Origin of the sequence: Bacillus cereus group sp. BfR-BA-01379, from assembly GCF_022663605.1 — a bacterium.
Lineage (GTDB): Bacteria > Bacillota > Bacilli > Bacillales > Bacillaceae_G > Bacillus_A > Bacillus_A mobilis.
In genome coordinates this window covers 1-13,201 of sequence record NZ_JAKUFT010000067.1, presented here as the reverse complement: position 1 = coordinate 13,201, position 13,201 = coordinate 1, and the positions used below count along the sequence as shown (strand labels likewise).

Sequence of the window (13,201 nt, the reverse complement as noted above, 5' to 3'; positions counted from 1 at the left end):
AGGTTCATTCCCTTCAATTTAAACGCTCAATACGTTTCGCCCCGTATTGATAAACGAAACCGATACTAAATACTATGCTTACGACTAATAAAATGCCCGTCATCATGAAATCTTTCGTCGCAAGGGCGAATATAACTGTAAATATCACGCTACCGATAATAAGGATTGCATTTAATAAGACAAGAAAATCTTTCTTCTTCTCTTCTCCCCCGACCGGATACAAATCAAGCCAAATCTTCATGCGGTGATGTTTCCATAAAGTTAAGAGCTGATAACCGATTAAGTATAGGAAAATAAGGCTTACGATAAATCGTCCATATAAAAACGGAATGAAGTAAAGAATAACTCCGCCAAGAGCGAGCAGGCGCACATATAAGCCGAAATAGTTACCAGATCGTAAAAACGTTCTTGTATATAAATATAAATAGGTACGCTTTTCACCGATCATCGAAAGGATGAAATCAAGCCATTTTCTACGTGCTACTCTTTCTTTTAATGCTGGTACATCAACGAACATGTTCGCAATGCGATACAACAGCATCATTTTCTTACCTTCTTCAGAAATTAAATACTCCCAGTTTAGCGGCTTTCCCTTCACCATTTGATGCAGTACTACGAGGTATAACACCATGAGAAGGACGATTCCACCAATTAACATAACCGAAGTACGTTCTACAAGGAAATACACAAATAAGCCGTTTAAAATAAAACGAATGAACCAATCCGCTCTTTGTATATTTTGATCTGTTAAAAATGACTTTTCCCACGCAACAAATAAGTTCCACGCTTTTACAATAACAAACGCGAGTACAATCCATATGTAAGCCGCTCCTGTTTGCTTCATTTGCTGGAAGTATAACGGGGCAAGCGCTGCCGCTACGATTGCGATTATGTATAACTGAATCATAAACGTAAAGAGAAATGCCTTTGTGAAGTATGGTTTTAACTTTTCTTCAACTGGCAGTAAGTAAACGAGATCTGCTTCTTTTAATAACGTTTGAATGGATCCGGCCGTTAATACGAGACCGAGTAACACTGCCATAACAAGGGCCGCCTGAAACGAAGGCGTTAACGTTTGTAACCATTGCTGGTAATAGTACGCTCCTGCGCCGATGATAAATACGAAAATAAATTTCAAATGATCATTAAATACGTATTTACTATATGTACGAACTTCTTTTAGAAAGTGACGAAATCGTTCTTTCCATAATGCTGTGCTATTCATAATCTTCTTCCTTCGTTAATGCAATATAAATATCATCTAGCGTTGCACCCGGCATATTAAACTGTGATTGCAGTTCAGATAATGTTCCCATCGCTCTTACTTCACCTTGATGCAAAATAATGAACGAATCACAATAACGCTCTGCCGTCGCTAAAATATGTGTACTCATTAAAATACCTGCACCACTCTTTTTCATTTGATCCATCATTTGAAGGAGTGATTGAATTGCTAACGGATCAAGTCCAACGAATGGTTCGTCCACAATGTAAAGAGATGGCTCCACTAAAAACGCACTCATAATCATTACTTTTTGTTTCATCCCTTTTGAGAAATGAGATGGAAACCACTTTAAACGATTTTTCATGCGAAATTCTTGTAATAGTTGTCCTACACGTTCTTCGTATTGATTTTCATCCACACCGTACGCCATCGCTGTTAACTTCAAATGTTCTTCTAGCGTTAGCTCGTCATATAATACTGGTGTTTCTGGGATGAACGAAAAACTAGAACGGTACGCTGTCATATCATCACGAATTGTTTTCCCATTAATTGTGACAGTTCCTTTTTTCGGTTCCATTAAGCCGATAATATGTTTAATCGTCGTACTTTTACCCGCTCCATTTAAACCGATTAAGCCGACAAGTTCACCTTTATTCACAGAGAACGAAACATCTTTTAGTACAGGTCGTTTCGTATATCCTCCTGTAACATTTTCTACACGCAATAACTCGCTCATACGACACCACTTTCTTCATTAGTATTCATTCTATATTCATCTTACCAAAAATAGCGCTGTACTACATAGTATCGATGCCCTCAAAAAAAATTTAAATTTGTTGGCATATATTTTTACAAAAGCGGACATCATAATTAGTGAAGAAGGAACACATTGAAAAAGCAACCACCAATTGATGAGTACAACAACATAGTGAAGTCATCATGAAATGGGGTGTCCATGTTGGACAAAGAAATTTACACATAACCAGATTATTTGTTTCATTTTAGAAACGGGGTGTCTCCGAAAGAGCATATACTGTTTTAAAAAATAAACAATTTCCCTTTATAAAGATTGCAATTCATTTCACTTGAAAATGGGGTGTCTACGGCAGAAACTTTAGCCGATTTACCGTGCATTTCTTAAATAAATGAGGTGTCTGCGAAACGTAAATTACGATAATGCTTTTTCAATCCCTCTTCAGAAAACAGGAAGCTGAGTCAGCTTCCTGTTTTTCGTGTTTGTTCTCTTATGTAATTATGGTAAAATACGGCTAAGGATATTTGAAAGGATGAGATCAATGAATCATACAGCGGACAATTGTATTTTTTGTAAAATTATTGATGGGCAAATCCCTTGCTCAAAAGTATACGAAGATGAACATGTGCTTGCATTTTTAGATATTAGTCAAGTAACAAAAGGACATACCCTTGTTATTCCAAAAGTTCACAAACAAGACATTTTTGCGTTAACGCCAGAAATCGCATCACACATTTTTTCTGTCGTTCCGAAAATCTCAAATGCGATTAAAACAGAGTTTAATCCAGTTGGCTTTAACCTACTTAACAATAACGGTGAAAAAGCTGGACAAACTGTGTTCCACTTCCACCTTCATTTAATTCCACGCTACGGTGAAAACGATGGTTTCGGTGCTGTTTGGAAATCACATCAAAATGAATACACAATGGAAAATTTACAAAACATCGCAAGTACAATTGCAAATAGTGTGAAATAGTGACACTATAATAAGAAGTAATACATAACAAGCCACTTTCCTAAAGTGATTACATATTGCACGGCTTGTTTCTCCACTCAAGATGCCGGGGACTGTGCATTGCACACTTTTCTTTCCCTTGTCTTAAAGATATGCATATTTTTTCACATCATGAATACGAACAAAAAATAAGGAGGTTTCCTTTTATGTCAAAAGCTAAATCCTTTATTACAGGTGTCATTTGCGGCGGAGCAGTTGCTGGACTAGCTGTTCTTTTCTCTACTCCTTCTTCTGGTAAAGCTATGCGCGGTAAGCTGAAAGAAAAAGGAACTGATATTAAAAAGACTTTAGCTGATATTACAGCTGATACAAAATTATTAAAACGTCAAATCGTTGAAACTGCTTCAGAAGGTAAAGAAGTGTTTCAAGAATTAAAAGACGATATGCAAGACACGCTTTCGAACTGGAAGCAAGATATTTCTCAAAACAAGCGCCATATTGAGAAAGAAATTTTGGACATTCAAAAATCAATTGAGAAACTACAAGAAGCTGTTCCGGAAAAAGCGTAAACAAATTCCTGCTTAGTTTTTTGCATATAACAAATATTTTTTATATAAATTGACCTTATCACGGCATATCACACAGATATGCCGTGTTTTTATGCATTTACAATATATGTTATCACTTAACATGTAAGGACAACACATGTATTCACGACTTATAAAACGCTTCCATAGTTATGCATGATTTGTATAGAATGTCATTTTTCCGAAAAATTTTCACAATTCTCACAAAAAGACTTTATTAATTTTTACTTTACTGGCATAATAGATAGTAATGAAAAAGAATGTTAAAGTGGGTGAGTAAATGAAAAGTGGAGAAAAAGATTACTCGGTAAAAGAAGCGATGATTTTCAGCCAACGCATTGCTCAATTATCGAAAGCGTTATGGAAATGTGTAGAGAAAGATTGGCAACAGTGGATTAAGCCTTACGATTTAAACATTAATGAGCATCATATTTTATCAATCGCTTATCATTTAAAAGGGGCTTCTATTTCTGAGATTGCTAAGTTTGGGGTTATGCACGTATCAACGGCGTTTAACTTCTCGAAAAAGCTGGAAGAACGCGGCTATCTTGTATTCTCGAAAAAAGAAGATGATAAACGAAATACGTACATTGAGATTACAGACAAAGGGGAAGAATTACTACTTCGCTTAATGGAGGAGTATGATCCTGAAAATAACTCTGTATTTAATGGGGCTCTTGCACTTCGTAATTTCTATGGTAAGTTCCCAGAAAATATCGAACTTATCGCTATCTTGCGCAACATTTACGGACAAGACTTCATCGATATTTTTGAGAAATCATTAGAGAATATTGAGGAGAATTTTACGGAATCCGATCAGAAGTTAGTTAAGAAGTAATCTATTTATTTTTTCGCAATCATGCTTAAGAATTCATTCATAAGCGGGTTAAATAAACCTTGTTTTGCTAGCGCTTCCGCAGTTTCGTGTACTTCGAGCTGATGTGGAAGCGCTTTTTCAAATTGATCTAACAGCGCATCGAACAAAAGAAGCCCTTCTGCTTTTTCCACTACATATTGCTCGTTCAGTATTTCACAAAGTTGTAGTATACGTTCAATATCTTTTTTGCGAGCTTTTTTCTTTATGATCAAAGAATAAAATGGACACTTTTCTTCATCAATCATTTTAAATAGTAGGTCTACGTAGTATTCAGCTTGTTCTAATCTTCTAACAACGTCCATTTTCTCCCTCACTTTCTAACACAAAGTCTTCTATTTCTGAATTTTATAACACGAACAAAATATCGTATGATACAATATATAAAGTATATGTATTTTAGCCAAAAGGAGGTCTCGCCTCATGACACTTATAACAGTTGTTTTTGTCGCATTCGCACTTCTTGTTATATTTTACACGAATTTTATGACACATACACTGTGTGAACGAAAACAAATAGCTGCGAGCCGCCAACCCAGTGTCTTTCGGGTTATTAATGTATGTATAACAATTTTATTAATTTCTAGTTATATAGAAATTATATTTCATGGAAAGTGAGGAAGGAAGCCCCTTCCTCACTTTTTTCCTCTATAAGCAAATTATACCTACTATAACCAATAAAATAAACAGTACAAGTAATAAAATAAGTTGAGAATTCATCCCCATCCCCTCCTCTTTTCTGTATATGCGACATACGCCCAATATGGAACACCTTCAAAATCTGACACATACTGGTTAAATTTTCTTTATCAATATGAAATCGAGTCGAAATATGATATATTAAATTTTGTACATATTGCTTATACTATGAAATAACTGACACGCATCTTAACTTTATCCTAAAGCCTCGGTAAGCCCTGTTAAGCGCGCTTTACCAATACAAAAGCAAAAGTATCAGTGAGACTTAATCGGGCTCTTATGAACTAAAATTCATTGGGTAGGATAAATTAAAAATACATAATAGTAGGAGTGTTTATCGAATGAAGAAAGCTATGCTTGCCTTAGCCGCAACAAGTGTAATCGCATTATCAGCATGTGGAACAGGATCATCATCAGACAAAATCGTTACATCTAAAGCTGGTGACATTACAAAAGACGAGTTCTACAATCAAATGAAGACACAAGCTGGTAAACAAGTACTAAACAACATGGTTATGGAAAAAGTACTTATTAAAAACTACAAAGTTGAAGACAAAGAAGTAGACAAAAAGTACGATGAAATGAAAAAACAATACGGTGATCAATTCGATACACTATTAAAACAACAAGGTATTAAAGAAGAAACTTTAAAAACTGGTGTGCGTGCTCAATTAGCGCAAGAAAAAGCTATCGAGAAAACAATCACTGATAAAGAATTAAAAGATAACTACAAGCCTGAAGTTAAAGCAAGCCACATTCTTGTAAAAGATGAAGCGACTGCGAAAAAAGTTAAAGAGGAACTTGGACAAGGTAAATCTTTCGAAGAGTTAGCGAAACAATACTCTGAAGATACTGGTTCAAAAGAAAAAGGTGGCGACTTAGGATTCTTCGAACATGGTAAAATGGTTAAAGAATTCGAAGATGCTGCTTATAAACTGAAAAAAGATGAAGTAAGCGAACCTGTAAAAACACAATTCGGTTACCACATCATTAAAGTTACAGACATTAAAGAGCCAGAAAAATCATTCGAGCAATCAAAAGCTGACCTGAAAAAAGAGTTAGTTGCGAAGAAAGCACAAGACGCTGAATTCATGAACGATCTTATGATGAAAGAAATCAAAAAAGCTGACGTAAAAGTTGACGATAAAGATTTAAAAGATCTTTTCGAAGAGAAAAAAGCTGACGCTAAAAAAGACGAAAAGAAATAATGAAGTAAAAAAAGCTTGGGCTTCGGCCTAAGCTTTTTTGTTTGCTCTCTCTTTACGATACATTACGTGCAAATTCGGTAAATGAAATTATATAATTACTTCCCCGATTCTCCAAAAAAGATAACGTCTTTTTCGTTTTATGGATCGTGTAAAATCTTAGTTACTTATATTTACATAATCTTCGTTAACAGAAATTAATTTTGTCATTCATTTAACTAAAACCATTTTTTATGCATTTCCTTTAAAAATGTTTCTGTAATTTTAAACCCAGAACTTTCTCCGATAATAGAGTCAATCCCACAATGCGGACAAACTGCTGTGTTATCATCATCCCACCACTCTGTAATTTTTTCTAGATTAAAAATTTCCAAACAATAAAAACAACCACATACAGCATCTTTTTCTAAGTGCTTTCTATTACGAGAACAAAAACGATGTGCTTCCTCAAAATATTTTTCCATCAGCATCCCCCTATTCCTCATTTTCTTCTACGCTTTACTTAAATTCTCCTCGGCAAAATTGCAATTCTTTCTTAAAGAAAAACAACAAAAAACCTTGATTCCATCACACACGGAACCAAGGTTTATCTTATTATCATTGATTAAATGAAAAAACTATGTTAAATTAGTACAGAAACACGTTTTCAAAATATTCAGAACGTATTTATCCGTATCTTAATTGTACACCAAAACACATCTTCAGTCAACCTCTATTTTTCACTTTTAAAGGAGTGCTTACGTATGAACAAAAAACTTGATTTAGAGCAAAAACGATTGGATACCGTAATAGAAACGATTACGGAGCAAATTGATAAACTGGAAAACGAAACTGGCAGACGCCGGGCAGAAGTAATCCATATTCGTAAACACTTTTGGGATGACGTGAAAGTGAATACTGATACTTTCGATGATTATCTTGAAACAGTTATCAACTTAAGACAACAAGCTCAGTCACTAGCTGTCACACAAATTACCCATAAGCACACCTTTAATCGACTTGCCGCATTAAGACGCATGCATAAAGCACCTTACTTCGGGCGAATTGATTTCAAAGAAGAAGGAGAATCTACTGCGGATCAAATTTATATCGGCGTAGCTACACTTACTGATGCAAGCGGAGAAAACTTTCTTATATATGACTGGCGCGCACCCATTTCGAGTGTGTACTACGATTATCCACCAGGACCGGCTGAATACAGTACACCAGGTGGCGTAATCCACGGTAATGTGGAGAAAAAATTACAATACATTATTCAAAATGGCGAGATTGATTCTATGTTCGATACGAGCCTTACAATTGGTGATGAAATCTTGCAACAAGCGCTCGGAAAAGGTACGAACAAACATATGCAGAGCATCGTTGCTACAATTCAGCGCGAGCAAAATGAAATTATCCGTCACGATGAAGGCCGACTCCTTATCGTGCAAGGAGCTGCTGGTAGTGGTAAAACGTCAGCTGCCCTGCAACGAATCGCCTACTTACTATATAAATATCGCGAATGGTTAAAAGCCGATCAAATTATTCTCTTCTCCCCTAACTCTATGTTCAACAGCTACGTATCTAACGTACTACCTGAACTCGGTGAAGAAAATATGCAGCAAGTGACGTTCCAAGAATATTTAAACCATAGACTAAGCAAGTCATTTGACGTTGAAGATCCTTATGAACAATTAGAATATATGTTAACGGAAACGGATAACCCTACCTATAAAACGAGAAATGCGAGCATTCGATTTAAAGCATCTACTCAATTTTTCGAGATGATTAGAACGTACAGACAATCTCTTGAATCGTCTGGCATGCTATTTAGAGGAATGAAATTCAGAGGGAAATTAATTGTTTCTGCTAAAGAAATTACAGAACAATTTTACAACACTGACTCCTCCCTCCGTTTCCATAATCGAATTGAAAAGTTAACGGATTGGCTAAATAAACAAATAGATGCAATTGAAAAAGCAGAACTGAAAAAGCCTTGGGTAGAAGAAGAAATTGAATTACTGAGTAAAGATGAATACCAAAAGGCTTATAAATATTTACAGAAAAAAGGCGAGTTTGACGACAACTCCTTTCATGATTTTGACAAAGAAACGAAAGTACTTGGACGTATGATTGTCCGTAAAAGATTGAAACCACTTCGTAAAGGCGTTCAAACATTGCGTTTCATCAATTTCACAGGCATATATAAACAGCTCTTCACAGATGCATCATGGGTTACTGGAGAAAAACCGAAAGAATGGGATGACATTTGCTCCTTAACAGTAAACATGCTTGATGAAGGAAAGCTATATTACGAGGATGCGACGCCATTTTTACTTTTAAAAGAGTTAATTGAAGGCTTCCAAACGAATAGATCGATTAAACACGTACTCGTAGATGAAGCGCAAGATTATTCGCCGTTTCAGTTTGAGTTTTTAAAACGTCTCTTCCCTGCTGCAAGAATGACTGTACTCGGGGACTTTAACCAAGCGATATTTGCCCACGCGAGTGAAACAGTGAATTTCAACACACTTACTAGCTTATACGGACCAGATGAAACGAACGGCATCAACTTAACTCGTAGCTATCGCTCAACAAAACCGATCATTGAATTTACACGCTCTCTCGTACCGGAAGGAGAGCACATTCACGCCTTTGAACGTGATGGCGAGAAACCTACAGTGACGAAAGTATCGAATGACAGCGAACTGCATGAGCATATTACTGCCAAAGTTGCTGACCTACAAAAAGAGCAGCATAATACAATCGCAATTATATGTAAATCTGCAGCTGAAAGTGCCGCTGCCTACGAAGCACTTCGTCATATCGACAATATTAAACTTGTGAAGAGTAACTCAGCCGAGTATGAGCAAGGTATTGTCGTGATCCCTGCTTACTTAGCGAAAGGCATCGAATTTGATGCTGTTATTATTTACGATGCTTCTAAAGATGTGTACAGTGATGAGAGCGTTCGTAGATTGTTCTACACTGCTTGTACGCGCGCAATGCATGAACTGCAACTTTATAGCGTTGGCGAGGTTAGTCCTTTTATACTTGGGGCTGATTTGGAGAGTTTCGAGCTTATAACGAAAACACCTTGATAATTCAAGGTGTTTCTTTTTTATGCAGGATTTACACCTTAAAAATAGAATATATCAGTTTAGAACAAGCTAAGGAGTGACAAGATGAACCATTATTTTATTGCTATTTATGACGGCGTGTTTCCTACCGAAAAATTACATAACATTTTACAATCTAATCCTACTTTTACCACCCTAAACGTCCGTCCTCTCGAAATCTCATCACCAAGACCTTTTACATTATTAGTTGGCGCAGAACACGATGCACTTACAACCGGCCTTACAGATACATACCATTTATTAACGAAAGAATTGCAAAAACTAGAAGAACAAGAAAAGTACTATTACGTATACGATTATAAAATTAGAAAGACCATCGATAACCCGACCGAAAAATGTTTTCCATTAGCCAAAATTAATATAAGTGTTACGAAATTCCATAAGATGATTCAAAAAGTAAAAGATTTAAAACGACCAGTATTTGCAGGTTATAATATCACTTCTCATGATGCAGACATACTTACACTTGATGTACTTCTATCTTCACCTTTATTAGATCCTAATACTTCCGAAAAAGATGCGGAAGAATACACTTATTTACAACAACTAGCTGAATCGATATCTCGTTCTGAATTATGTATTTCTATTAAAGCGAGTGCACTTATTTAAACAAGAAAAGAGGGTTATTTATCATAACCCTCTTCCACTATCTATTTTCGTTTGTACTTGATCATAATAATGAATTCTTTTAGCATCAAGGTGTTTTTCTCATACTAAATGAAATATCCTTACGCCGATATACACTCAGCACGATCCCCATTATAAGCGCATGAAATACAGTCGGCGTTAATCCGTAACTAATAAAAGGTAAAGATATAGCAGTAATCGGTAATAAACCTAAGATCATACCAACGTTATAAAGGAATTGAACTACGAAAAGAGTCATTCCTCCAATGAGAAGCAATTTACCATACCGGTCATTTATTGTATAAGATATGAACATTAACCGTGCTACAAAAAGAGAAAGAATTAAGACAAGGACCAGTGCAAGTACATATCCATAATAATAAGTCAAACTTGCAAATACAAAATCAGTATCTGGATTAGGGATGAGCTTTACATCTCCATATGTACCAAACCAACCTGCTGACGACATTACCTCTTTTAAACGTATATACATAAATCCTGCACCCTGTGCATCACGCTCTGGATTCAAATACCCTAAAAATCTATCCAAATAAACTCCTTTTACTGTGGGCCAGGAAAAAGAGGCCCCTATAATCAATAAACAGATTGGTACAATTGTAATAATTAATGCCGTTTTCTTTCCTAATTTACTCCACCAAAGCATAACAAAGATCATTGCGATATAAATAAACATTGTTGAAAAAGCGGATCCAATTAAGAATAAATAGAGAGAAAATAAATACAAAGCGACAAGATACCTAACTTTTAACCTACTATTATTGAAAAAAGAAGCCCAAGCTAGAAAAAAGAACGGCACCGCCATTAAACGACTAATTGCAACGGGACCAATTTTTATTAACGGTTCTCCAGCCACCAAAACGCTCGGAAAACAATATAATATTAACAAGATAAGTACACCAATTGTGTAAAACAGCCACCCTAACCTCTCTAATTTCCGGTAATCAGTCAGCATCATCACTGCAACTGTTGCACTACCTAGAATAACAGATATCACCTTATTCATTAGTAAGTCATCCATATATCCAAAAGCTATAACCGGCAAAAAACCTAACCCCATAGCAGCCACTAATAAAATAAGTAAAAACCAATCCACCTTTGGCTTATGCAGTTTATTAAGTTCCTGGCCAAGTTTAATTGGACTTCCCATTTGTTCCACCGCTTTATTTTCAGCAACTTCCTCACTTAACCCTTTTTCTATCCATGTGTTCTTTGCTTGTTTTAAGTGAAAATCTAGTTCAGTTGCTACAAAGCTCTTTGCTTCTTTTGATTTAATATGGCTCGTAACTTCGCTTACAAAACGATCCCTTTTTTTATTCAATTTCGCCTCACTCCTGTACTAAGCCTTTTAATATAAATTGCACCTTTGTAGCATTTTTTTCTGCCTTTCGTAGCATCTTTCTTCCTTTATCGTTTAATTGATAATATTTCGCTCCTGCATGATCCCAGCTTGATTGAATAAAACGATTCTGTTCTAGACGATGTAATACGGTATATAAAAACCCTTCATTTCCTTCAAATTTTCGAATCCCTCTTCCTCGTAGTAGCTGCGACAATTCGTACCCTGTTTTTTCATTACTGAGGAGTTGTAAAATCGCTAAAGAGATGTCCTCTTCCTTTTCGTTTGAAGTATTGATTTTTTCGCGCACCTGCTTTCGATGTTGATCGGAAAAGCTCAAATGTTTAAACGTTGTATTCTCCATTGATTTTCGCAGGCCTTTTAATCGATCTTCCATTTGATTATTCCTCCAATCCTTTCTTCAAAAGCTCCTTCGCTTTTTTCAGTCTCGTTTTTATCGTGTTTTCTTTCACGTCTATTACAATAGCAATCTCTTTAATTGATAATTCTTCATAATAAAATAGATAAATGACTTCTCGATATTTTATCGGTAAATTCATTACCGCAGAAGCGAGCTCACGGTCCTCCGCATTTTGAATGACAGTTTGTTCGACACTATCATTTTGAACCCCCATATAAGCAGAGTCATCCTCTGTCACGATCACCTTTTTGTTATACCAACTTTTTATATAGTCCTTACATTGATTAATCGCAATTCTCCATAACCACGTTTTCACATTCGACTTCCCTTTGTATGTATGAAGAGATTTATAACATTTCACAAATATATCTTGCGTTACATCCTCAGCAATCTCTTTATTGTTTACATATGAATACACAAGCTGCAGCACTTCTTGTCCATACTTGTTCATAATTTCATCGATAAGGAGTTCCTTATCTTCTATTTCAAACGCTTCTACCGTTAATTCATCCACAATCATTTCCTCCTTCCCATATATTAGACGACGTACCGTATAGAAAAGTTTTATAAATTTATGAAAAAATTCGGTTGGCAATGTCCGTACCGTTTTGTTTACCCTTAATTTCATAAAGTGAAACTATAATCAGTGGGGGTTTTGTTCATCCCCACTGATTATTAGCCTTCACCAATCGGACGTTTACGGGCAGCCCGACTCCCACCTAACTTCTTTGCTCCAAGTGAATTTTGAGGTGGGAGTTTTACTGCCTGTTAATGCGGGATAAAATCCATATAGCCCTTTAAAATCCGCATAGGAAACAGCCACTTATTTATAAGTACTACTCCATCTCCCTCTAAAGTTCAAGCTCATTTTCACTTCCACATAATATTTTTAATCGCGCTTATACTCTATCTATAACTTAAATTCACTTTCTCATGGTATAATTTCATTTCTCTAGACATTCAAATATCATAATACGAAACATATACTATACGGAGGCCAGAAATAATAATGCCAAAGAAAAAAATCATAACTTTAGTAACCACCTTAACATTAGCTTGCGGATGTACAGTATCACTAGATTCACCCAACCAAACTAGTACTGCCGCTCTAAAAACGGAGACTTTCACGGGATATGTTATTTCAATTGACACTGTATACATACTGGTTGCAGATACCCCTACAAAAAAGGAAGCCCTTTCCTACTCAGAGATGGAAGCAATGAAATTTATTCCAAATAAACTATTAAAACTTCCCATAGAAAAAAATAAGAATTATCAATTAGGGGATAAACTCGTTATATCCTTCGGAGTAACGACTAAATCTACACCACCAATCGCAACTGATGCGACCATTGAAAAAATACGTGATTAATTAACC

General features: G+C 35.8%; 16 protein-coding genes. 8 read left to right on the top strand and 8 right to left on the bottom strand.

The features are described 5' to 3' along the window. Nucleotides 1-13: 13 nt before the first annotated feature. Nucleotides 14-1,225 (bottom strand): ABC transporter permease EcsB, encoded by a 1,212-nt coding sequence (gene ecsB / locus MR113_RS21080; protein ID WP_242256667.1) that lies wholly within the window; start codon nucleotides 1,223-1,225, stop codon nucleotides 14-16. Then, complete coding sequence (ecsA, locus tag MR113_RS21075; RefSeq protein WP_242256665.1) at nucleotides 1,218-1,961, bottom strand: ABC transporter ATP-binding protein EcsA; 744 nt, start codon at nucleotides 1,959-1,961, stop codon at nucleotides 1,218-1,220. Before ecsA ends, ecsB begins: the two co-directional genes overlap by 8 nt. A 559-nt stretch (nucleotides 1,962-2,520) precedes the next feature. Here ecsA and MR113_RS21070 point away from each other — a divergent pair. From MR113_RS21070 to MR113_RS21060, 3 genes are all read left to right on the top strand, one after another. Continuing rightward, nucleotides 2,521-2,955, top strand: coding sequence for an HIT family protein (locus tag MR113_RS21070; RefSeq protein ID WP_242256663.1), 435 nt, complete (start codon nucleotides 2,521-2,523; stop codon nucleotides 2,953-2,955). Nucleotides 2,956-3,140: 185 nt separating this feature from the next. Next, nucleotides 3,141-3,503, top strand: coding sequence for a YtxH domain-containing protein (locus MR113_RS21065; RefSeq protein ID WP_000030296.1), 363 nt, complete (start codon nucleotides 3,141-3,143; stop codon nucleotides 3,501-3,503). 298 nt (nucleotides 3,504-3,801) lie between these two features. After that, a complete protein-coding gene (locus tag MR113_RS21060; RefSeq protein ID WP_000834920.1) occupies nucleotides 3,802-4,359 on the top strand; it encodes an HTH-type transcriptional regulator Hpr in 558 nt (185 codons plus the stop codon). A 5-nt stretch (nucleotides 4,360-4,364) separates the two neighbouring features. On the opposite strand, the gene MR113_RS21055 is transcribed toward MR113_RS21060, so the two are convergent. Then, entirely contained in the window at nucleotides 4,365-4,700 is a 336-nt protein-coding gene (locus tag MR113_RS21055; protein WP_063262020.1) for a DUF1878 family protein, read from the bottom strand. Between the two features lie 118 nt (nucleotides 4,701-4,818). On the opposite strand from MR113_RS21055, the gene MR113_RS21050 reads away from it, so the two are divergent. Then, nucleotides 4,819-5,013 carry a hypothetical protein gene (locus tag MR113_RS21050; protein ID WP_000172691.1) on the top strand — a complete coding sequence of 65 codons (195 nt, stop codon included), beginning with the start codon at nucleotides 4,819-4,821 and terminating at the stop codon, nucleotides 5,011-5,013. A 30-nt stretch (nucleotides 5,014-5,043) separates the two neighbouring features. Here the strand turns inward: MR113_RS21050 and MR113_RS28510 are convergent, their stop codons facing one another. Then, the gene (locus tag MR113_RS28510; protein WP_306447429.1) at nucleotides 5,044-5,157 is read right to left on the bottom strand and encodes a YjcZ family sporulation protein; all 114 of its coding nucleotides are present in this window, start codon (nucleotides 5,155-5,157) and stop codon (nucleotides 5,044-5,046) included. 278 nt (nucleotides 5,158-5,435) lie between these two features. Here MR113_RS28510 and prsA point away from each other — a divergent pair, with 278 nt between their 5' ends. Then, nucleotides 5,436-6,302 (top strand): peptidylprolyl isomerase PrsA, encoded by an 867-nt coding sequence (prsA, locus tag MR113_RS21045; protein WP_242256659.1) that lies wholly within the window; start codon nucleotides 5,436-5,438, stop codon nucleotides 6,300-6,302. A 215-nt stretch (nucleotides 6,303-6,517) separates the two neighbouring features. Here prsA and MR113_RS21040 read toward each other — a convergent pair whose 3' ends face one another. Then, a complete protein-coding gene (locus MR113_RS21040) occupies nucleotides 6,518-6,763 on the bottom strand; it encodes a cytoplasmic protein (RefSeq protein WP_242256657.1) in 246 nt (81 codons plus the stop codon). A gap of 279 nt (nucleotides 6,764-7,042) precedes the next feature. On the opposite strand from MR113_RS21040, the gene helD reads away from it, so the two are divergent. Together helD and MR113_RS21030 are read left to right on the top strand one after the other, a co-directional pair. Then, nucleotides 7,043-9,379, top strand: a complete 2,337-nt coding sequence (gene helD / locus MR113_RS21035) for an RNA polymerase recycling motor HelD (protein ID WP_242256655.1) — start codon at nucleotides 7,043-7,045, stop codon at nucleotides 9,377-9,379. An 84-nt stretch (nucleotides 9,380-9,463) separates the two neighbouring features. Then, nucleotides 9,464-10,027 carry a hypothetical protein gene (locus tag MR113_RS21030; protein WP_242256653.1) on the top strand — a complete coding sequence of 188 codons (564 nt, stop codon included), beginning with the start codon at nucleotides 9,464-9,466 and terminating at the stop codon, nucleotides 10,025-10,027. An 85-nt stretch (nucleotides 10,028-10,112) separates the two neighbouring features. On the opposite strand, the gene MR113_RS21025 is transcribed toward MR113_RS21030, so the two are convergent. From MR113_RS21025 to MR113_RS21015, 3 genes are read right to left on the bottom strand one after another with little or no spacing between them, the layout of a single operon-like run. Beyond that, nucleotides 10,113-11,384, bottom strand: coding sequence for an FtsW/RodA/SpoVE family cell cycle protein (locus tag MR113_RS21025; RefSeq protein ID WP_242256652.1), 1,272 nt, complete (start codon nucleotides 11,382-11,384; stop codon nucleotides 10,113-10,115). A 7-nt stretch (nucleotides 11,385-11,391) separates the two neighbouring features. Further along, entirely contained in the window at nucleotides 11,392-11,799 is a 408-nt protein-coding gene (locus MR113_RS21020; protein ID WP_242256651.1) for a PadR family transcriptional regulator, read from the bottom strand. A 4-nt stretch (nucleotides 11,800-11,803) separates the two neighbouring features. Continuing rightward, nucleotides 11,804-12,337 carry a sigma-70 family RNA polymerase sigma factor gene (locus MR113_RS21015; protein ID WP_242256649.1) on the bottom strand — a complete coding sequence of 178 codons (534 nt, stop codon included), beginning with the start codon at nucleotides 12,335-12,337 and terminating at the stop codon, nucleotides 11,804-11,806. Between the two features lie 495 nt (nucleotides 12,338-12,832). Between MR113_RS21015 and MR113_RS21010 the strand changes: the two genes are divergently transcribed. Beyond that, complete coding sequence (locus MR113_RS21010; protein WP_242256647.1) at nucleotides 12,833-13,195, top strand: YobA family protein; 363 nt, start codon at nucleotides 12,833-12,835, stop codon at nucleotides 13,193-13,195. The last annotated feature ends 6 nt before the right edge of the window (nucleotides 13,196-13,201 follow it).

Excerpts from the sequence above, each read along its gene's own strand:
- MR113_RS21055 (WP_063262020.1), bottom strand. The coding sequence starts at position 4,700 with ATGGACGTTGTTAGAAGATTAGAACAAGCTGAATACTACGTAGACCTA.
- MR113_RS21030 (WP_242256653.1), top strand. The coding sequence starts at position 9,464 with ATGAACCATTATTTTATTGCTATTTATGACGGCGTGTTTCCTACCGAA.
- MR113_RS21050 (WP_000172691.1), top strand. The coding sequence starts at position 4,819 with ATGACACTTATAACAGTTGTTTTTGTCGCATTCGCACTTCTTGTTATA.
- MR113_RS21020 (WP_242256651.1), bottom strand. The coding sequence starts at position 11,799 with ATGGAAGATCGATTAAAAGGCCTGCGAAAATCAATGGAGAATACAACG.
- ecsA (WP_242256665.1), bottom strand. The coding sequence starts at position 1,961 with ATGAGCGAGTTATTGCGTGTAGAAAATGTTACAGGAGGATATACGAAA.
- MR113_RS21070 (WP_242256663.1), top strand. The coding sequence starts at position 2,521 with ATGAATCATACAGCGGACAATTGTATTTTTTGTAAAATTATTGATGGG.
- ecsB (WP_242256667.1), bottom strand. The coding sequence starts at position 1,225 with ATGAATAGCACAGCATTATGGAAAGAACGATTTCGTCACTTTCTAAAA.
- prsA (WP_242256659.1), top strand. The coding sequence starts at position 5,436 with ATGAAGAAAGCTATGCTTGCCTTAGCCGCAACAAGTGTAATCGCATTA.
- MR113_RS21065 (WP_000030296.1), top strand. The coding sequence starts at position 3,141 with ATGTCAAAAGCTAAATCCTTTATTACAGGTGTCATTTGCGGCGGAGCA.
- helD (WP_242256655.1), top strand. The coding sequence starts at position 7,043 with ATGAACAAAAAACTTGATTTAGAGCAAAAACGATTGGATACCGTAATA.
- MR113_RS21010 (WP_242256647.1), top strand. The coding sequence starts at position 12,833 with ATGCCAAAGAAAAAAATCATAACTTTAGTAACCACCTTAACATTAGCT.
- MR113_RS21060 (WP_000834920.1), top strand. The coding sequence starts at position 3,802 with ATGAAAAGTGGAGAAAAAGATTACTCGGTAAAAGAAGCGATGATTTTC.
- MR113_RS21040 (WP_242256657.1), bottom strand. The coding sequence starts at position 6,763 with ATGGAAAAATATTTTGAGGAAGCACATCGTTTTTGTTCTCGTAATAGA.